General features: G+C 56.8%; 17 protein-coding genes and 1 tRNA gene. 11 read left to right on the top strand and 7 right to left on the bottom strand.

Features of this window, described 5'->3' with window-relative positions; translation table 11 throughout:
* Positions 1 to 90 precede the first annotated feature (90 nt).
* Entirely contained in the window at positions 91 to 1,587 is a 1,497-nt protein-coding gene (locus tag ABFI50_RS17015) for an NCS1 family nucleobase:cation symporter-1 (protein WP_047028032.1), read from the top strand.
* Between the two features lie 107 nt (positions 1,588 to 1,694).
* Positions 1,695 to 3,011, top strand: coding sequence for a guanine deaminase (guaD, locus tag ABFI50_RS17010; protein WP_045269370.1), 1,317 nt, complete (start codon positions 1,695 to 1,697; stop codon positions 3,009 to 3,011).
* Here guaD and uraH read toward each other — a convergent pair.
* A complete protein-coding gene (gene uraH / locus ABFI50_RS17005) occupies positions 2,991 to 3,314 on the bottom strand; it encodes a hydroxyisourate hydrolase (RefSeq protein WP_023332642.1) in 324 nt (107 codons plus the stop codon). The two genes, guaD and uraH, sit on opposite strands and share 21 nt — an antisense overlap.
* Positions 3,311 to 3,811, bottom strand: coding sequence for a 2-oxo-4-hydroxy-4-carboxy-5-ureidoimidazoline decarboxylase (uraD, locus tag ABFI50_RS17000; RefSeq protein ID WP_176260496.1), 501 nt, complete (start codon positions 3,809 to 3,811; stop codon positions 3,311 to 3,313). Before uraD ends, uraH begins: the two co-directional genes overlap by 4 nt.
* 240 nt (positions 3,812 to 4,051) lie before the next feature.
* Between uraD and hpxO the strand changes: the two genes are divergently transcribed.
* The 3 genes from hpxO to ABFI50_RS16985 are packed head-to-tail and all read left to right on the top strand — an operon-like array spanning position 4,052 to position 7,204.
* Complete coding sequence (gene hpxO / locus ABFI50_RS16995; RefSeq protein ID WP_023337051.1) at positions 4,052 to 5,206, top strand: FAD-dependent urate hydroxylase HpxO; 1,155 nt, start codon at positions 4,052 to 4,054, stop codon at positions 5,204 to 5,206.
* Positions 5,207 to 5,222: 16 nt separating this feature from the next.
* Positions 5,223 to 6,257, top strand: coding sequence for a molybdenum cofactor-independent xanthine hydroxylase subunit HpxD (gene hpxD, locus ABFI50_RS16990; protein ID WP_347484607.1), 1,035 nt, complete (start codon positions 5,223 to 5,225; stop codon positions 6,255 to 6,257).
* An 11-nt stretch (positions 6,258 to 6,268) separates the two neighbouring features.
* Positions 6,269 to 7,204, top strand: coding sequence for a PDR/VanB family oxidoreductase (locus tag ABFI50_RS16985; protein WP_176260495.1), 936 nt, complete (start codon positions 6,269 to 6,271; stop codon positions 7,202 to 7,204).
* 132 nt (positions 7,205 to 7,336) lie between these two features.
* On the opposite strand, the gene ABFI50_RS16980 is transcribed toward ABFI50_RS16985, so the two are convergent.
* From ABFI50_RS16980 to ABFI50_RS16965, 4 genes are read right to left on the bottom strand one after another with little or no spacing between them, the layout of a single operon-like run.
* Positions 7,337 to 7,912: a DJ-1/PfpI family protein gene (locus ABFI50_RS16980; RefSeq protein WP_347484603.1), complete on the bottom strand. Its 576-nt coding sequence runs from the start codon at positions 7,910 to 7,912 to the stop codon at positions 7,337 to 7,339.
* Between the two features lie 22 nt (positions 7,913 to 7,934).
* Positions 7,935 to 9,125, bottom strand: coding sequence for a glycoside hydrolase family 88 protein (locus ABFI50_RS16975; protein WP_176260494.1), 1,191 nt, complete (start codon positions 9,123 to 9,125; stop codon positions 7,935 to 7,937).
* Positions 9,126 to 9,138: 13 nt separating this feature from the next.
* On the bottom strand, positions 9,139 to 10,419 hold the full coding sequence (locus ABFI50_RS16970; RefSeq protein ID WP_014883276.1) for an oligosaccharide MFS transporter: 1,281 nt from the start codon (positions 10,417 to 10,419) through the stop codon (positions 9,139 to 9,141).
* Positions 10,416 to 12,254 carry a DUF2264 domain-containing protein gene (locus ABFI50_RS16965; protein WP_347484601.1) on the bottom strand — a complete coding sequence of 613 codons (1,839 nt, stop codon included), beginning with the start codon at positions 12,252 to 12,254 and terminating at the stop codon, positions 10,416 to 10,418. Before ABFI50_RS16965 ends, ABFI50_RS16970 begins: the two co-directional genes overlap by 4 nt.
* A gap of 228 nt (positions 12,255 to 12,482) precedes the next feature.
* On the opposite strand from ABFI50_RS16965, the gene ABFI50_RS16960 reads away from it, so the two are divergent.
* Positions 12,483 to 13,340: an AraC family transcriptional regulator gene (locus tag ABFI50_RS16960; RefSeq protein ID WP_045269363.1), complete on the top strand. Its 858-nt coding sequence runs from the start codon at positions 12,483 to 12,485 to the stop codon at positions 13,338 to 13,340.
* A 54-nt stretch (positions 13,341 to 13,394) separates the two neighbouring features.
* Here the strand turns inward: ABFI50_RS16960 and ABFI50_RS16955 are convergent.
* Positions 13,395 to 13,482: transfer RNA gene (locus ABFI50_RS16955), tRNA-Ser, on the bottom strand.
* Positions 13,483 to 13,760: 278 nt separating this feature from the next.
* Between ABFI50_RS16955 and ABFI50_RS16950 the strand changes: the two genes are divergently transcribed.
* The 5 genes from ABFI50_RS16950 (at position 13,761) to ABFI50_RS16930 (ending at position 18,800) form a co-directional block, all read left to right on the top strand.
* A complete protein-coding gene (locus tag ABFI50_RS16950) occupies positions 13,761 to 14,897 on the top strand; it encodes a D-alanyl-lipoteichoic acid biosynthesis protein DltD (RefSeq protein WP_032664875.1) in 1,137 nt (378 codons plus the stop codon).
* A 128-nt stretch (positions 14,898 to 15,025) separates the two neighbouring features.
* A complete protein-coding gene (locus ABFI50_RS16945; RefSeq protein WP_347486124.1) occupies positions 15,026 to 16,144 on the top strand; it encodes an MBOAT family O-acyltransferase in 1,119 nt (372 codons plus the stop codon).
* Positions 16,141 to 17,574 (top strand): AMP-binding protein, encoded by a 1,434-nt coding sequence (locus ABFI50_RS16940; RefSeq protein ID WP_347484599.1) that lies wholly within the window; start codon positions 16,141 to 16,143, stop codon positions 17,572 to 17,574. Before ABFI50_RS16945 ends, ABFI50_RS16940 begins: the two co-directional genes overlap by 4 nt.
* A gap of 16 nt (positions 17,575 to 17,590) precedes the next feature.
* A complete protein-coding gene (locus tag ABFI50_RS16935) occupies positions 17,591 to 17,809 on the top strand; it encodes an acyl carrier protein (RefSeq protein WP_023332630.1) in 219 nt (72 codons plus the stop codon).
* 154 nt (positions 17,810 to 17,963) lie between these two features.
* A complete protein-coding gene (locus tag ABFI50_RS16930) occupies positions 17,964 to 18,800 on the top strand; it encodes an alpha/beta hydrolase (protein ID WP_014883268.1) in 837 nt (278 codons plus the stop codon).
* Positions 18,801 to 18,849: the final 49 nt, after the last annotated feature.

Genomic DNA, 18,849 nt, shown 5'->3' with positions numbered 1-18,849 from the left:
ATTGCATACAAGATTTATTATTTTGGCCTGGATCCTGCAACACCGTTTGCACTCCCACTCAACGGGTTTTCATTCACAGGAGCAGGTTTCATGCCAAACAGTCAAAACGCGCAGCAGGGTACGGCCGCTGATTCCGGTGCGGTTTACAGCCCACGTCTTTGCAATGAGGATCTGGCACCCACGCGTGACCAGAACTGGAGCTGGTACAATATCTTTTCATTCTGGATGTCGGACGTTCACAGCATGGGGGGATATGTGGTCGCCGCGAGCTTCTTTACGCTCGGGCTGGCAAGCTGGCAGGTGTTACTCTGCCTGCTGGTGGGGATTTGTATTGTGCAACTGTGCGCCAACCTGGTCGCAAAACCGAGCCAGATGGCGGGCGTGCCCTATGCCGTGATCAGCCGTCAGGCATTCGGCGTCTTTGGGGCGAACATTCCGGCGGTGATCCGCGGGCTTATCGCCTTTGCGTGGTATGGCATCCAGACCTACCTGGCCGCCAACGCCCTGATGCTGGTGGCACTGAAGTTCTGGCCGTCGCTCTCTTCACTCACCACCGGCGCGTTCCTCGGCCTGTCACATCTGGGCTGGATCTGCTTCGCCATCATGTGGGTATTGCAGGCGATGGTTTTCTGGCACGGGATGAGCGCCATCAAGCGCTTCATTGATATCGCCGGTCCGGCGGTCTACGTAGTGATGCTGGCTCTTGCGGGCTGGATTGTATACAAGACCGGTTTTGACGGGATCTCCTTTACCCTCGCCAGCAAATCCCTGACCACGGGCGAGCAAACCTGGCAGATGATCACCGCGACCGCGCTGGTGGTCTCCTACTTCTCCGGCCCGCTGCTCAACTTTGGTGACTTCTCCCGCTACGGGAAAAGCATGGGGGAGATCCGCCGCGGTAACCGCTGGGGTCTGCCGTTTAACTTCCTGCTGTTCTCCATCGTCACCGTGGTGATTGTCTCCGGTACCCAGTCGCTGTTTGGCCGCATGATCACCGACCCGATTGAAACCGTCAGCCGCGTGGGTAACGATCTGGCCGTGGCGATTGGCCTGCTGACGATGATCACCGCCACCATCGGGATTAACATTGTGGCGAACTTTGTCTCGCCAGCCTTTGATTTCTCTAACTGCTCGCCGCAGAAGATCAGCTTCCGCACCGGGGGAATGATTGCTGCCGTCGGCTCGATCCTGCTCACCCCGTGGAACCTGTTCAACTCACCGGAGTTAATCCACTACACCCTGGACGTGCTCGGGGCGTTTATCGGCCCGCTGTTCGGCATACTGATTGCCGATTTCTACCTGATTAAACGCGGCAAGGTGTCGGTTGACGACCTGTTCGATGACACGCCAAAGGGCAAATACTGGTATCGCAACGGCTTTAACCCGAAAGCCATCGGCGCGCTGATCCCGTCCGTTGCCGTGGGCCTGGTGATTAGCTTTATCCCGGCCCTGCATGAGGTGGCGAACTTCAGCTGGTTTATCGGCGTCTTCCTCGGCGGCGTGACCTACCGCTGGCTGGCGCGGGAAGATCGCGAGACGGCAGGCGCGACGACGTTCAGCTCCCGCGTGGCAACGCAAAAAGAGTAACCCTTCCCTCCTCCTCTGGCCGCAGCGTAACTGCGGCCCGTTCATTCTGGCACTGTTCTTGCTGCGCTTTCTCACCCCGCTACGCAAACACGAAGGCAGGAACCATGATGGAATACCAGACTGCGATACGCGGTACATTTTTTGACATTGCCCAGGTCTGCGACAGCGCAGACACCATTGCCGAACACGCGCGCTACCTTGAGGACGGGCTGCTGTTTATTCAGAATGGCCACATTCTGGCGCACATGGCGTGGCAGGAGGGCGAGCAGTATCTTGACCCGCACAAAGGCTACACTGACCTGCGCGGCAAGCTGCTGCTGCCCGGTTTTATCGATACCCATGTGCATTATCCGCAAACGGAGATGATCGGCGCCTTTGGCGAGCAGCTGCTGGAGTGGCTGACCACCTATACCTTCCCGGTGGAGAGCCAGTTTGCCGATGAAGCCTACGCGAAAGAGATCGCCGAATTTTTCATTAACCAGTTGGTGAGCAATGGCACCACCACCGCGCTGGTGTTCTGCACGCTGCATCCGGAATCGGTCGAGGCGCTGTTTACTGAGGCGCTGCGCCTCAACATGCGCCTTATCGCCGGGAAGGTGATGATGGACAGACACGCGCCGGACTACCTGAGCGAGGACGCGAAACAGAGCTACCGGCAGACGCGCGAGCTGATCCAGCGCTGGCATCACCGGGGGCGGCTGGGCTATGCCATTACGCCACGCTTTGCCCCGACGTCATCCCCCGAGTTGCTCGCCGCGGTCAGCCTGCTGAGAGAGGAGTTTCCGGATACCTGGCTGCAAACCCATCTGAGCGAAAACCCAAACGAAGTGGCCTGGGTGAACGACCTCTGGCCGGAGCATGAACGCTATCTGGACGTGTATCACCACTACGGCCTGACCGGCGAGCGCAGCGTGTTTGCCCACGCCATCCACCTGCACCACAGCGAGTGGCAATGCCTGCATGACACCGGTTCGGCGGTGGCGTTTTGCCCCACCTCGAACCTGTTTCTCGGTAGCGGGCTGTTTCGCCTGCCCGCCTGCTGGCAGCACAGAGTGCGAATGGGCATCGGCACTGACGTGGGCGCGGGCACCACCTTTAGCATGCTGCGTACCCTGGGGGAAGCGTACAAGGTGGGTCAGCTCCAGAGCTACCGTCTCCGCGCCAGCGAGGCGTTTTACCACGCCACGCTGGGCGGCGCGCACGCCCTCCGGCTTGACGAGAAGATTGGCAACTTCACGCCCGGCAAAGAGGCGGATTTCGTCGTCATCGACCCGGACGTAACGCCGCTGCAGCGCCTGCGCAATCGCCGCTGCCAGGACATTTACGAGCAGCTCTTTGTGCTGATGACCCTGGGCGATGAGCGCAACATCAGCGAAACCTGGGTCAACGGCGTGCAGGTGTGGTCAGCTGCCCCGGTAGGTTGACCAGCCGCCGGGCGCAATCACAAACGGCAGATGGAAATGCTCGTCTGCCGATTCTCCCGTCACAAACTCAATCTGCGCGCAGGGATAGATCGTCTCGCGGCCTGTGTCGCTAAACCACTTACCGATTTCGGCCACCAGCCGGTAGCGGCCTTTTGCCAGGTTCGGGACGAATTCTGTGATGCGCCCACTGGCGTTCGTGACGCCAGTCGCCATGATCTCCCCGTCCCGCTCAAGATGAACCGTCACGCCCTCGGCGGGTTTCCCCGTTGAAATATCGAGAATATGGGTGCTGAGTGTGCTCATTCGCTTATGACTCCTTCCAGCCGCAGCAGCGTAATTTCCCGCAGCTGTTCCAGCGCGGTCAATACTTCCTGCGTATCGTTGTTTTCCAGCCGCGCGTTCAGCGCCTCTAAGATCTCTTCTCCGCTGCGGCCCTTCGCGCGGATAAGAAAGACCCGTCCGAAACGGGCTTCATAGCGGGCGTTTCCCTCCCGTAACGCCTGCGTCAGGGCAGCATCGCGGTCATTCACCGCGCCCTGTTCCTGCCGCGACAGTGCTGCCTCCGCCTGGGAACCCGCTGGCTTTTCCCCGATACGCGGATGGGCGCTCAGGGCTTGCGTTAACGCCGTCTCATCCCAGCATTGCGTCAGCGCCAGTGCCGTACTGAACACGTCTTCCCGGCGGGAATAGGGCCGCCCGCGTACCAGGGCTTCAGCCCAGCCGGGGATCGCCACGCAGGGGTGGAGCCGCGCGAGAGCCTCTTTCTCAGGAAGCCGATTAAAGTCGTGCAGTGCGATCATAGTATCTCCTTGATTATCCTCTTTCAGGTCATTGCACAAACCACGCCACTCCTTTGCCTGAGCGTGAAACAGTTGATTCCGTATAGCTCAACTGGAAATTTTTGATTCAAAAAAAGGCAAGCTCACCGCGTCTGCGCACCTTAGCAGTGCAAACCTGCCCTTCACAACGCCGTTTTCACCCCGTTGCAGCCTGGTACGCAAATTGCTGAATGGCTTTACACCCTGCAAAAGGAGAGAAGCATGAAAGCAATCGTTATTGGTGCGGGAATTGGCGGCCTGAGCGCCGCTGTTGCGCTGAAGAAAGCGGGCATCGACTGTACCGTGTTTGAAGCCGTCAAAGCGATCAAGCCCGTCGGGGCGGCCATCTCCATCTGGCCTAACGGCGTGAAATGCATGCAGCACCTCGGCATGGGCGACATCATCGAGACGTACGGCGGGCCGATGCGTTTTATGGCCTACAAAGATTACCGGCGCGGCGATACCCTGACCCGCTTTAGCCTCGCGCCGCTGGTCGAGCGCACCGGCGGGCGTCCCTGCCCCGTCTCGCGCGCGGAACTTCAGCGCGAAATGCTGGACTTCTGGGGGCGCGATAACGTGCAGTTTGGCAAGCGCGTCGAACGTGTCCGGGAAGATGACGCGGGCGTGAGCGTCACCTTCACCGATGGCACCGCGGCAACCGGGGATTTTCTGATTGCCGCCGACGGCAGCCACTCGGCGGTTCGTCCGTATGTGCTGGGTTATACGCCGGAGCGCCGCTACGCCGGTTACGTGAACTGGAACGGGCTGGTGAAGATTGATGAAGAGATTGCCCCGGCGCACCAGTGGACCACCTTCGTTGGTGAGGGCAAACGCGTATCGCTGATGCCCGTCTCCGGCGGACGCTTCTACTTCTTCTTTGACGTGCCGCTCCCTGCGGGTCTGGCAGAAGATCGCACCACCCTGCGTGCCGATCTCACGGGCTACTTCCGCGGCTGGGCGCCGCCGGTGCAAAAGCTTATCGCCGCGCTCGATCCTGACACCACTAACCGGATTGAAATCCACGACATCGAACCGTTCGATACCCTGGTGCGCGGCAACGTCGCGCTGCTCGGCGATGCCGGGCACAGCACCACGCCGGATATCGGCCAGGGCGGCTGTGCGGCGATGGAAGATGCCGTGGTGCTGGGCGAATGCCTGCGAGAGAACCACAACATTACGCTGGCGCTGCGACAGTACGAAGCGCTGCGCTGCGACCGGGTGCGTGACCTGGTGCTGAAGGCGCGCAAACGCTGCGACGTCACCCACGGCAAAGACATGACGTTGACGCAGGCCTGGTATCAGGAGCTGAAAGAGGAGACCGGGGAGCGCATCATCAACGGTCTGTGCGAGACCATTCAGGGCGGCCCGTTAGGCTGAACAAAGAGGGACAACGATGAAAAGAGAACCGACTCCACCCGCCCACTGCACCTTTGAGCCAGAGGACTGGCTGCGCCTGGCGAAATGCTGGCATCCGGTTGCACGCGCCTGCGACATCGGCCCGGCACCGGTTAAAGCAACCCTGCTGGATGAACAGCTGGTCATTTACCGGATTAACGACCAGGTCGTGGTCGCCCGGGATGTCTGTCCGCACCGCGGCGTACCGCTGACGCTGGGCTTTCACGATGAGCACGGCATTATTTGTCCGTACCACGGCTTACGCTTCGGAGAGGACGGGCGCTGCAACCGTATCCCGTCCAGCCCCGACCAGCCCGTTCCGGCGAAGCTGAACCTGATTAGCTACGCCGTGGAGGAGCGCTTTGGCCTGATCTGGACCTGTCTGGCCTTTGACCCGGACAATCCGGTACCGCTGCCCGCCATGCCGCACTGGGATGACGACGGATTCCAGCAGATTAACTGCCCGGCGTTCGAGGTGAATGGCTTCGCCGGTCGCCAGGTGGAAGGATTTCTGGACGTGGCGCACTTTGCCTGGATCCACACCGATACCTTTGCCGATCCCAATAATCAGCTGGTTCCCACCTATCAGCCGCAGGAGACGCCGTTCGGTTTCGTGGCCGATTACTGGAGTTCCGTGAGCAACTATCCCGCCAGTTCAGACGTCCAGGCTCCGGAGGGCTTCCAGTGGCTGCGTCATTTTGAAATGCATCTGCCGTTTACCGCCACGCTGACGATCCATTTCCCGGGGGAATCCCGACTGGTGATTATGAACGCCGCGTCGCCAGTATCATCGCGGGTGACCCGGATGTTCGCCCCTATCGCGCGCAACTTCGATCTGCATATTCCGGTGGAAGATGTGCATGCCTTCAATCTGCGCATTTTTGAAGAAGACCGTCTGATGGTCGAAACCCAGCGCCCGGAAAGCCTGCCGCTGGATCTGACGCTCGAAGCCCATATCCCGGCGGATAAAAGCTCGATTGCCTACCGTCGGGGACTGAAAAAGATGGGATTCGGCGAATTTTTCCTGGTATGACGGAGGCCAATATGTTGAGCGTTATCGTTGATGGGCTGTGGCGTGAGGGGGATAAAAGCCTCGCCGTCAGGCTGGTGGCGGAAAACGGCGCCGCGCTACCGGCGTGGCAGCCCGGCGCGCATATTGATGTGCACCTGCCCTGCGGCCTGGTGCGCCAGTATTCCCTGACCGGAGCCTGTGAGGACGAGGGGTATCTTATCTGCGTGGGGCGCGAAACCGCCTCGCGCGGCGGGTCGCGCTACGTTCACGAGACGCTGCGGCCTGGACAGAAACTCACGATCTCCGCCCCACGCAATCTGTTCCCGCTCGTTCAGGCAGAGCGGGTTTTACTCCTGGCTGCGGGCATTGGCATTACGCCGCTGTTTGCGATGGCCCTGCAGCTGAAGGCGGCCGGAACGCCGTTTACGCTGCATTATTACGTTAAAAATCGCGAAAGCGCGGCGTTTGTTCGGGAACTCTCAAAGTACGGTGAGTGCATCATTCATACCCTCAGCCCCCGCTCAGCGCTGGCAGAACATCTCCCCATACCGGAAGCGGGACTGCATGCCTGGGTGTGCGGACCTGCGGGTTTTATGGAGAAAGTCCGCAATGTGGCAACGACGAAGGGATGGGATAACGCCCTCATTCACAGCGAGGCGTTTCAGCCTGCTGCGCCTGCCGCTGGTCATGAAACCGGCGAGATCTTTACCGTTAAACTGGCCTCCACCGGGGAGCGCTGGCCGGTGCCTGCGGATAAGACCATTGCCCAGGTCTTACAGGCAAACGGCGTAGACGTACCGCTGTCCTGTGAAATGGGGATCTGCGGCGCCTGCCTGACGCCGGTGATTGACGGCGTGGTGGATCACCGGGACAGCGTGCAGTCGGAGGCGGAAAAAGGCGCAACAAACCAGCAGGTGGCGCTGTGCTGCTCGCGGAGCCATTCGGGGGAGCTGGTGATTGGGCTGTAAAACGACATCAACATTTTAGCGGCCCTTCTTGCCGGGTGGCGCTGTGCTTACCCGGCCTACAATCCGTAACAATATCAATATATTGCACTATTCATTGTAGGCCCGTGCAAGCGTAGCGCCGCCGGGCGAAACTCACACATCGCCGTTACCCTGCCACGCGTACTCAATATGGCTGGCCTGCTCGCGCGCCAGGGCATCATCGCCCTGTAATCGCGCCGCCAGGGTAAAGGCGAAATCAAATACGTTACCCAGGCCGCGACCGCTCAGCAGATTGCCGTCTTCCACCACCTCGGCATCGACGTACCTGCCCTCGCTGACTGTTTTCCACAGATCGCCGGAACAGACGTAGCGGCGCCCCTTCAGCAGCCCGTTACCGCCCATCACACGGGCGGCGGCGGAACAAATCGGGCAGATATATTTGCCCATTTCATCGTGGCGGCGGACGAAGGCGATGACCTCCGCGCTTTTCGCCAGGTTAACGCTGCCCTCCGGGCCGCCCGGTAACACCACGGCGTCAAAGGTGCAATCGAAACTGGCCTTCAGGGTGCTGTCCGCCACCATTGAGATGGCGTGATAGCTCACCACTTCGCGGCTCTCGCCGCAGGCAATCGTCTGCACCGTAATATTCAGGCGACGCAGGATATCAATGGTGACGATCGCTTCCCCCTCTTCAAAACCGGGGGCCAATAGCACGGCTACGCTTTTCATTTTGCTCTCCATGTCTTCAGGGTTACCAGTACGGGTGCCAAATCTGTCGCAGCCGCGCCAGCAGCTCGAGATAGAAATAGTCTCCCCAGCTACAGCACTGATCGACCCCCTTGCCGCTGCCCATATGATAAACCGAGTGTTGCAGCAGCCCTTCGGTCGGATCGTCGTCGTGGGCAAGGTAGTTATCGGTCAGCGACAGCGCAATACGCAGCGCCATCTCTTCGTAATACGCACGATTTGCGTCGAGCGTCGGCAGCGCCTTGACCAGCTCCAGCAGACCGCAAGCGGCAATCGCCGCCGCTGAACTGTCGCGCACGGCGTCGGTGCCGAGCAGCGCCAGATCCCAGTGGCACACATCATCTTCCGGCAAACGGTTGAGGAAGTAATGTGCCAGGCTGCGTGACAGCTCAACCATCTGCTTATCGCCGGTGTGCTGATAGCTGAGCAGGAAGCCGTAAATGCCCCATGCCTGCCCGCGCGACCAGCACGAGGTGTCGCTGTAGCCCTGATGGGTATTACCAAAGCGCGGCTCACCCGTCTGCACATCCATATAGTAAGTGTGATACGTCGAGGCATCTTCCCGCACGATATAGTTCGCGGCCTGTCCGGCGTGAGCCGTCGCCGCTTGCGCATAGCGCGGATCTCCGGTCTGTTCGCTGGCCCAGTACAGCAGCGGCAGGTTCATGTTGCAGTCGATGATCATTCGCCCCTGCTGCTCCGGGTCGTTTAAATCACCCCATGCCTGGATAATCCTGGCCGTTGGGTTAAAACGCTCCATCAGGCGCTCGGCTGCCAGCAGCGCCGACCGGCGAGCGGCTTCGTTGCCGGTGAGGCGCCAGGCGCTGATGCAGGAAAGCGAATAGAGAAAACCAAGATCGTGCGTTGCCGTGTCGATACGCTGCTCAATACGCCGGGCGAACGACGGTAAATAGCGCTCGGCGGCGTCGCGATAATGCGCTTTGCCCGTCATCTCCCACGCCAGCCACAGCTGGCCTGGCCAAAAACTGGTGGTCCATTCCACGTTATCGGTGCGCGGCCAGACGCCCTTCTCACAGGCTTCGCCGGGGAATTTATCGCCGAAGGCAACAATATTTTTGTCGAGCTTGCGCGTTACGCGGGTTAACGCCGCTTCCAGCTTCTGGCTCAGGGCCAGGCGATCGACCTGATGCAGTTCGATCGGCCGCAGCGCTTCGGTGATAACAGATTTGATCATAACAACTCCTGAATTAATGTTTGGCCGGTTCAACCGGGGCGGAATCTAATGCCGGAGCAAAGGGGCGTGAGACATCGCACTTCGACTGGCAGCGCGACAGCGTAAAGGCGGAAATCAGCGTAAAAATCAGGGCGCAGCAGCCCATCAGCAGATAGGTATGCTCAAAGCCTATCCTGTCGTACAGATAGCCAGCAGGTGGGGCGACCACAATCGACCCCACGTAAATCATCGCCTGGTAGCCCAGCAGGTACATCGTGGCGTTAACCCGACGATGGAAATGTTCGGCGATGTATTTGAAGACCGAGATCAGCAGCAGCGCGATCTCGACGCCATAAAACGGTTTGATGATAGAGATCACTATCGGGTCACTGGTGAGTCCGGAGGCGATCAGCCGAGCCCCGACCACGCAGCCGCAGAACACCAGGCCGCGCTTGGCGCCGTAGTGATTCACCAGCCACGGGATACACATCATCATCAGGAATTCCATACCCGACTGGACGGTGCTCAGGTAGCCGTACCAGGCATTTCCCTGCTCTTTGGTGGCGAAGAATGATACGAAGTAGCGCGGGAATTGCTGTTCGGCGATAAACATCATCCACGCCACCCCGGCGACGTAGAGGCTGAACATCCAGAATTTGCGGTTTTTCAGGAGCATCAGCACATCGGCGAAGACAATCTTATTGGCGGAAATAACGCTGTTATTACGCAGTTGCTCATCGCCGATTTTGAGGCTAATCAGCACCAGCAGCATCAGTACCGAGGTACCGCTGCTGAGCAGAAAGTTGGCCAGCGGCGTGACGTTAAACAACAGCCCGGAGACCGAAGCCGCCATCGCCCAGCCCAGCGAACCCCACATTCTGATGCGGCCAAACTCCAGCCCGTACAGGCGGCTAAAGCGGTCAGCGTAAGATTCAGACGCCGCCACGCCAGCGTACCAGCCCAGGCTCAGATACAGCGCGCCGATGATAATCCCGGCCATCGCATGGCTTTCCAGCAGCGGCTGGTACACCAGCGCAAAAAACGGCGCCATCAGCGCAGAAATGGCGCAGACAAAATAGAGCAGCCACTTGCTCATGCCGATTTTGTCCATGATGTAGCCATACACCGGCTTCAGGACAACCGCGAAGACGCCATTGATGGCGAACACGCTGCCGATAGTGATGCTATCGAGGCCCACTTTCTGGCTCAGCCACAAGGCGTACAGGCCAAAGCTGGATGACCAGGTGAAGAAGTAGAGAAAAATAAAGGTACTCATTTTGTACTGTGCGGCGCGTACGGACGATGATGTGCTCATAGCGATGTCTCCGGGGCCAGAACGAGCGTCGTTTCTTGTCGTGCCATCACGAAGCGTACCGCGTCATCGCTAATGAAGGCCTGCGGGCAGTGTTGCGGATCGAAGCCTGCGGCATTTCCCGCCCACACCGCGCTTATCAGCAAATGCGTGCCGGGGTCGAGTTCACCGCGCAGCAGCGGCACTGCCGCGCGCTCGGCAAACAACAGATTACTGTTTGGCGGCGTCACCACCGTTTCGCCGCGGCGGGCGTGCGGATGTAAACAGAAAATGGCTGAGGCATCCTGGGCATTGCGTAACCAGCAGGCGCTTTCCATCTCCTGCGCCTGCGGCTGTGGGCGGTTCGCGAGGCTAAAGCCCCCTTCCGCGCAATCCAGCGCGCGTTGAGTATTGATACGATGGACGCGCAGTTGCCAGTCGCCCAGCGCCAGCAGCCAGCTCTCAATCACCACGTCGCGCCACGGCAGCCAGCGGCTGTATATGGTACCGTCAGCGGTGACCACGTGCTGGCATGCACGGCGGCCACGCCAGTAGTTATCTTTTTCGGCCAGCAGCAGCATCGAATCGGGTGCGGCATGGTTCAGGCCATAGCGCCCGCGTTCGAGGGTGAAGCCAAAGCGGGTGGAATAGGCAAATTTGCAGTATTTCGCTTCGGTATTCACGAAGTTGTTCAGCTCCAGCTGGCCGGACGTCAGCATCCACAGGTGATCGGCCTGATGCACCACCACCTGATCCGCGTGGGCTATCGTGTGCTGCGCGGGCAATGGCGGCAGCGGCAGCTCGGCCGCCTGCCAGAAGGCGTCGCCCTCATCTAATGCCAGTACCAGCAGGGTCTTCAGGCCCCAGTACGGTGAACCCGGCGCGTTGTAGTCTTCCGCCATCGCCAGATTCGGGTAGCTGTAGCCGACGCTCAGTATGCCGTCGCGGTCGAATATCGGCTGCTTCAGCCACCAGCGCAGATGGCGCAGCACGATGCCCTTAATTACGCCCGGCGAAAAGACCTCCAGCCCGGCGAAAGCCGCCGCACTCCAGAACGCCGCCTCGGCAAAGCGGTAGGTCAGGCTACGGCCAAACGGGATCGCCGAGCCGTCTTCGGCAAAGAAATGAATGAAGTCAGAGGAGAAACGCGCGGCGCGATCGCGCAGGGTTGCGCACCGCGTTGGATCGACATCGGCCATTAGCTTCGCGTAAATCAGTCCATAGAAATGGAAGCCCATCGAGATGTAATAGTCGCGCGGCCGGCCCGGACCATCGGAGTACCAGCCATCGCCAAGATAGTAGTGCTCCATGGCAGCGAAGTGATTTTCCAGCGCCTGCGGATGGGTCGGCATGCCACAATAATGGAAGCCAACCTGCACCAGAATCGGAAAGAAGTGCCAGTTGTTATCGGGGATATCCTGGGTCTCGCACTGCTTTAGCCAGCGCCATAGATTCTCTTTCTCCGTCTCAGTGAAATGTGCCAAGACGGTTTCGCCCGCCAGCGCCAGCAGTAACCCGTAAGCCGCCATTTCGACGATTCGCTGATCGAAAGGACCGACATCGCCCCAGTAATCAGCATGCTGCGGATTGGTGCCGTTTTTTATCGCCTGTAAATAGAAAGAGAAGTGTTGCGGCTCGCTGCCGCCAGCCAACAATGGCGTGATGCCCCACAGCAGACGGGAAAAGGTTTCCATGCTCGCGACCTGCTGGCCGTAGTGAGCGGTAAAGTTCGCTAAATCAATGCGGCTGGCGTCTTTTTTAAAATAAGGCGTCACCGCGTTCAGCATATCGTTAACCAGCCGCAGTACCTCATCACGGCTCGTCAGTGGGTTATCCAGATGAATATTTTCAGGTTGCACAGGGTCCTCCCGCATAACACGAGGGTAGAGATAAGTTATTGTTATTTGGCTTTTTAAAGCCACGAGTGCGACGTCTGAATGAAGAGTAACCGCTTTTATTCCCGGTGCTGAGTGAGCAGACTCACAAAATTAAACCGGCATTTCATTTTTGCTGGATTTTGTCGTTCGAGAGAGGGATAAATTACAAATGATGGTCTAAAAATTTAAATCTGTTGTCCTGGAGGTCAAATGGGTGAGACGCAACTGCTGGAACGCATTACGCTCGATCGGCAGGCCATTTCATTTAACCGCATGTACACCACCAGCGCGGTTTACTACCACTGGCATCAGTGCGTTGAATTGCTCTATATTTCCAGCGGTTATGGCATCGTGGTGGTGGACAATCAGCACTACACCGCCCGTCCAGGGCGTTTATTTGTCTTCCCGCCCTTCCGTTTGCACAAAGTGCAGGTCGATCATAGCGATAAGAACCCCTACCACCGCACCACCATGCACATTGCGCAATCGGTCGTCGAAAGTGCGCTCAGCACCTTTCCGCGCCATCAGGCCCGGTTCGCCGCGCTGGCCGCCAGCAATCTCCCGGCACAAATTTACGATCTCAGCACGCACGCGCCGTTTATTGAGAGAATACTTGAACAGTTTCAGCGCCTGGAGGACAACGCGCAGACCGAGGCCTGCGAGGTGGCATTTCTGGTGATGCAGCTCATGACATGTCTGCCCGAGCAGCCGCAGCCCTACCCGCCGCGCCAGCAGACCGTCGCCTCGCGGATAATGAGCTGGGTCGAAGCCCACTATGCCAGCAAGTTTTCGCTCGATCGGTTAGCGCACGACCTGGGGCTCTCGCGAAGCTATACCTCACGCATTTTCCGCCAGCAGACCGGCGGTAGCATCCACGAATATTTGCTGACCCGGCGGATTAAAAGCAGCTGCGATCTGTTACGGTACAGCGATGAGCCTGTTGACGCCATTGCACTGGCAGTGGGGTTTAGCGAGGTGACCTATTTCATTACCTGCTTTAAAAAGATGATGCGTCAGACGCCGCTGCAGTATCGACGGAGTAACTCCGGCACCAGAATTCCCGGTTAAGGCGGTTTTAACAAACAAAAAACCCAGGTCGCATAACGACCTGGGTTTCGAATTTGGCGGAAGCGTAGAGATTCGAACTCTAGAACCCTTTCGGGTCGCCGGTTTTCAAGACCGGTGCCTTCAACCGCTCGGCCACGCTTCCAAAGTGAGGCGCACTATAAACATCTATTAGCGCCTTGTAAAGCAGGAATTTTTCTATTTCTACGCCCTGGCGTTTAACTGCGCAAAAAATCGCTCATTCCCCGATCCCCGCGTCGCTCTCTCCCACTTGTACATACCGTTACACGGCAACGCTCATCCTTCTAAATCGCTCTGGTATAGAATGCCCCAAAATAGACGGCCATTTGTTGTGTAATTGTTATAAAGCCGGTTATTAACGGATTTTAGAAAATTGCCGCCATGTAGTCTTACTGGTTAATGATGAAAATCAAAAATACGTTTTGCTTACATATCCTGATGGCAGCCCTGGCCATTTTATTCCTCAGCATTCACCCGCTGGTGACCAGCTTTGATCCGCCGCTTAAATTCCAGCCGCTGATCAAATCCATGGCGGGCACACCGAAAGAACAAGCGGAAAAAATTGCCACCATTTCCCATGCCCTGGAGGGGAATGCCATTTTCTTCATTGGTGCCTCTGAAGTTGCCACCTCTGAAGATGAACATTACGCGGTCTATCATTATTTTAATCAGCAATTACACCAACCCGTCGTGGCGTATGGCGATGCGTTTGTCGATGATGAAACACAATTTTTACTGTTTTCACGTTTTAAAAATAGCCTTAACGCAAACAGTAAAGTGGTTTTATTGTTGGCACCTGACAGCTTTTACTCAAAAGGTCTGCCACCCGCTATCTATGCGGATAATTTTCCGGGCTCTGTTTTTGATCCCCTGATGAAGGATCCGCAGGCACGTCCGATCCTCGTGAATTATTTAAAACATATTGATGCTAAAGAGATAAGCCATTTAACCTTTGGGCAAATGCGTGTCTTCGGCTGGCACCCCGATCTGATTTGGGATGAGATCGGTTTCCAGTTCGCTAATTTTTGTACCCTGATAAAAAACGACTGGCTGTCGCTGCTCAATATCAGGCCTGAGACGGCGCAACCCTGGCCGCAACAGCCAACCACACACATTACTCCGGACTGGAATAAAGAGCTGGCGAATGCCCGTGAATTAAATAAAGTTCGCCAGCAAAGCGCGGCGACCCTGTGGATGGACAAAACGATTTACGAAGAGGACGGTAAGCCGCAGCAGTGGGATGACACGCCGGTGGTGCCCGGCCAATTCGCTGCGTTCAGGAAAACCGTCCAGCTGCTGAAGGCACATCACGTGCAGGTCATTGCTATCGTCGACCCGGTTAACCCGTGGGCGCTTTACCATACCGATACTTTCCGCCCGTACGATAAGCAAATTCAATCAATTCTGAAAGAGAACCAGATCCCTTATTTAGATATGTACGCTATGCCTTATCAGAATGGCTGGAACTGGGACCGACTGCACCCGACTGAACTGGCCTGGGTGCCTATGCTTCGCTTTATTGCACAGAGTTTTAAATAATGAAAATCGCGATCCGTCTGTTTTTCCTTTATCTCCTGCTTGGGATCACCATCGTCGCGTGGACCGCTGTCGATGACAGCATGAGTATGCAACTGCATTTTGAATATCAGAAATTCTGAGGCCGAATGATGTACAGCTCAGGACTGTTTTTTGTCTGTTTATTTTCATCGGCAGGGGTATTTGCGCTGATTAATCGCCTGCTGCGCCATCGCCTGACCTGGTTATCGTCCTTGGCCGTCCTGACAGCATTGGGCTGGGGCTATATTTTTCAGGGCGATTATCGTATTCCGGCGATCGTTTTTGGCTGTTTTTATCTTTTCGCCACGTTAAAAGAAAAAGGATGGTTAAAAACCTGGCAGGCGATCGTGTTAACGCTGCTGCCACTGTTTTTGGTGAAATTACATTTTAATCACCATCTCGGCATGATCGGCCTCTCTTTTATGACCTTTCGCGCGGTGGATGTGCTGTTGTATCGCAGTAAAAAAGAGGGTCAGAATATTCTGCACTATTTCTGCTACCTCTTTATGCCCTTTATTATTCTGGCCGGGCCGATGTACCGCTGGCGGACATGGATGAGCGATGTGAATAAACCCGCATTCACCCTTAACCGTGAACAATGTTTAACAGCGTTAGAGCAGATCGTCACCGGCATCATCCAGAAGTTCCTGTTTGCCATGCTGATCGATTCGCTTGTGGTGCAGCCCTGGAGCCATAAGCCGTTTTCGCTGACCGTCGGCGTGGTGATGTCGATTGCTTACAGCGCCTATCTGTACTTTGATTTTGCAGGTTACAGCAATATGGCCATCGGTGCCGGGCACTTATTCGGGCTGAATATTCCGGCAAACTTCAATATGCCGCTGCTTGCAAAGAACCCTCAGGACTTCTGGCGGCGCTTCCACATCAGCCTGTCTGAATGGCTGCGCGATGTGGTGTTTATGCCCGTCTATATGAACCTGATGAAGTTCAACTTTTTCCGTCAGAACAAAACGCTGGCGCAAAATATCGGTATTTTTTGCACCCTGTTCTGCATGGGGGCATGGAATGGCCTGGAACGCCATTATGTCATCAGCGGCGCGCTGTTTGGCGCCATTTCCGTCGCACACAACATGCTGCTGTGGTCAGCCAAACGCAGCCCGGCATTACACCGCGGTTTGCAGTATCCGGCAGTTGCGTTTTTGGGGCGAATTCTGACGCTGGGCAGCGCCGCAGGATCCCTTTACATCTTTAGTGGAATGTCTCCTCTATGAAAAATCACACCGATCTGCAGGAACTGCAGGATTTCTTACGTGCGGCATTGCGCGATCCCGCCTCCCCGCAGCAGCTGGCCATAACTGGTAGCGACGAAACCCTCAGCTGGCTACAGCTTTCCGCCGCCGTGATGGACTGGGCGGAACGCTATCAACGCTGCAAGCCTATCGAAGGCACACCGGTCGTATTATATGGTCATCAGCAGGCCGAGTTCGCCGTGGCGATTTATAGCTGCCTGTTGCACAACATTCCGTACATCCCGGTGGATTGCATCTACCCGCAGGAGCGGCTCCGGGAGATTTGTAGCCTGGCCAGTGTCCCTTACTATTACGACGTGGCAACCCGGCAGTTTATTGCCACCGGTGAAGCGGGCAAGGTCCTGGAAGAGCAGGATCTGGCCTATATCATGTTTACCTCAGGCAGCACCGGCAAACCGAAAGGCGTGCAGATTGGACGTGAGAGCGTCTGGCACTTCATGAAATGGATCAGCCAGGACTTTTTCCTGCCGGCAAAACCGGTGCTGATGAACCACGCGGTGTTCAGCTTTGACCTCTCCCTGATCCCTTTGCTGGCGAACCTGGCGATGGGCGGACACATCGTGCTCAACGCCAAAGAGGATATTCAGAAAGAGAACTGGCTGGCGCGACTCAAAAGCAACGCGGTCTCCGCCTGGGTGTCCACGCCCTCTTTTGCCTACCAGCAGCTGCTGTCCCCGCAGTTTAACAGCGAGTATTTGCCTGAACTCGGCGTCTTTATCTTCATTGGTGAAGTGCTCAATAAAGCGCTGGTTAAACAGCTGCGCCGCCGTTTCCCGCAGGCCAAAATCATCAACTCCTATGGCCCAACGGAAGCGACCATCGCGACGACGGTGGTTGAAATTACGGATGAGATCCTTAACCAGGACAGCGCCGTGCTGCCGGTGGGGGTCATGATGCCGGAGAGCAGAATGGACATTTCCGCCGAGGGCGAGCTGATTATCTGGGGTAAAAACGTCATGCGCGGCTACCTCGGCCTGCCGCAGGAGAACGCGGCAAAATTACTGCATCGGGAAGATGACGCGTGTCGCGGCTACCGGACCGGCGATCTGGGTTATGCAGCGGGGATGATCTATTGCCAGGGTCGCAACGATAGTCAGGTCAAACTGAATGGCTACCGTATTGAAATCAACGAGATCGAAAACCGTCTGCTGGCCATGTCCGGCATTAATGAAGCGGTAGTGATGCCGCTGATGAAACCCTGCGGCAGCGTGCTGCGTATTGCCGCGTTCTGCGTGACGGAAATGGCACCGGATACGATCAAAACCTCGCTGTCGAAAGTGGTTCCCCACTATATGGTGCCTTCACAAATTATCGTAAAAGACGCGTTGCCGCTGAACCCTAACGGCAAAATTGACCGCAAATTGCTGGACGCTTACGCCCGCACTCATTAATTATCCAGGAAACATAATGGAAAACGAAATTCTCGCCCTGTTCGAAAAAGTATTATCCCGTAAAGTGGGCTTTCACGATGAACTGATTGAATCTGATATTCTCGACTCTATTCTGGCAGTCGATATGGTGCTGGAAGTGCAGGACGTTTACGGCTGTATGATCCCGCCAACTGACGTAGCGACGGTGTTGAAGACCCCGGCAGATCTCGCCCGCTATATTGAAGAGAACCGCTAAGCCCCGCTGTATGACCCCGCCCTGGGGGCTCTGGCGCACCGCGCCAGAGCCCTGAATGCAAAATGAATACCTTTCACGGGAATGAAACCCACCGCTGATATGATTTCTCCTACACTTTAGGGGTCGTGTTGTTTTTAACAGAGGAGTCTGCGGTATGGCATTCGTAACAACAAAAGACGGCGTCAACATTTATTACAAAGACTGGGGTCCGAAAGAAGCTCAACCCATTGTTTTCCATCACGGCTGGCCATTGAGTGCCGATGACTGGGATAACCAGATGCTCTTCTTCCTTGCAGAGGGCTATCGCGTTATCGCTATCGATCGTCGTGGTCATGGACGTTCGGATCAGGTCAGTGAAGGTCACGATATGGATCATTATGCGGCCGACGCGTCGGCCGTGGTTGAAAGCCTGGATCTGCACAATGCCGTGCATGTCGGTCACTCTACCGGCGGCGGCCAGGTCGCCCGCTATGTAGCGAAATACGGCCAGCCGCAGGGGCGCGTCGCCAAAGCGGTGCTCGTCAGCGCCGTTCCCCCGCTGATGGTCAAAACAGAGAATAACCCCGGCGGGACACCCATCGAGGTGTTTGACGGCTTCCGTAGTGCGCTGGCAGCCAATCGCGCGCAGTTTTACCTCGACGTAGCCAGCGGCCCTTTTTACGGTTTTAACCGGGATGGCGCGGAGGTTTCACAGGGTACGATTCAGAACTGGTGGCGTCAGGGAATGATTGGCAGTGCCAAAGCGCACTATGAGGGGATTAAGGCGTTTTCAGAGACTGACCAGACGGAGGACTTAAAAGCCATCACGGTTCCCGTTCTGGTAATGCAGGGCGATGACGATCAGGTCGTACCGTATAAGAATGCCGCCCTTCTGCAGGACAAGCTGCTGGCGAACAGCGTGCTGAAAATTTATCCAGGCTTCCCGCACGGGATGCACACCACGCATGCGGAGACCATCAACGCGGACATTCTTGCGTTTATCCGTTCATAAACGTCAGGTTTTAAATTCACGCCAAAAGAAAAACCCCAGCTTAACGAGT

The organism is Enterobacter sp. HNDS-6 (assembly GCF_039850505.1).
Taxonomy (GTDB): Bacteria; Pseudomonadota; Gammaproteobacteria; order Enterobacterales; family Enterobacteriaceae; genus Enterobacter; species Enterobacter kobei.
The sequence above is the reverse complement of the archived record's forward strand: the minus strand, read 5'-3'. Positions and strand labels throughout refer to the sequence as shown.

Coding starts and splice junctions, on each gene's coding strand:
- ABFI50_RS17015 (WP_047028032.1), top strand. CDS start 91: ATGCCAAACAGTCAAAACGCGCAGCAGGGTACGGCCGCTGATTCCGGT.
- guaD (WP_045269370.1), top strand. CDS start 1,695: ATGGAATACCAGACTGCGATACGCGGTACATTTTTTGACATTGCCCAG.
- uraH (WP_023332642.1), bottom strand. CDS start 3,314: ATGAGCACACTCAGCACCCATATTCTCGATATTTCAACGGGGAAACCC.
- uraD (WP_176260496.1), bottom strand. CDS start 3,811: ATGATCGCACTGCACGACTTTAATCGGCTTCCTGAGAAAGAGGCTCTC.
- hpxO (WP_023337051.1), top strand. CDS start 4,052: ATGAAAGCAATCGTTATTGGTGCGGGAATTGGCGGCCTGAGCGCCGCT.
- hpxD (WP_347484607.1), top strand. CDS start 5,223: ATGAAAAGAGAACCGACTCCACCCGCCCACTGCACCTTTGAGCCAGAG.
- ABFI50_RS16985 (WP_176260495.1), top strand. CDS start 6,269: ATGTTGAGCGTTATCGTTGATGGGCTGTGGCGTGAGGGGGATAAAAGC.
- ABFI50_RS16980 (WP_347484603.1), bottom strand. CDS start 7,912: ATGAAAAGCGTAGCCGTGCTATTGGCCCCCGGTTTTGAAGAGGGGGAA.
- ABFI50_RS16975 (WP_176260494.1), bottom strand. CDS start 9,125: ATGATCAAATCTGTTATCACCGAAGCGCTGCGGCCGATCGAACTGCAT.
- ABFI50_RS16970 (WP_014883276.1), bottom strand. CDS start 10,419: ATGAGCACATCATCGTCCGTACGCGCCGCACAGTACAAAATGAGTACC.
- ABFI50_RS16960 (WP_045269363.1), top strand. CDS start 12,483: ATGGGTGAGACGCAACTGCTGGAACGCATTACGCTCGATCGGCAGGCC.
- ABFI50_RS16950 (WP_032664875.1), top strand. CDS start 13,761: ATGAAAATCAAAAATACGTTTTGCTTACATATCCTGATGGCAGCCCTG.
- ABFI50_RS16945 (WP_347486124.1), top strand. CDS start 15,026: ATGTACAGCTCAGGACTGTTTTTTGTCTGTTTATTTTCATCGGCAGGG.
- ABFI50_RS16940 (WP_347484599.1), top strand. CDS start 16,141: ATGAAAAATCACACCGATCTGCAGGAACTGCAGGATTTCTTACGTGCG.
- ABFI50_RS16935 (WP_023332630.1), top strand. CDS start 17,591: ATGGAAAACGAAATTCTCGCCCTGTTCGAAAAAGTATTATCCCGTAAA.
- ABFI50_RS16930 (WP_014883268.1), top strand. CDS start 17,964: ATGGCATTCGTAACAACAAAAGACGGCGTCAACATTTATTACAAAGAC.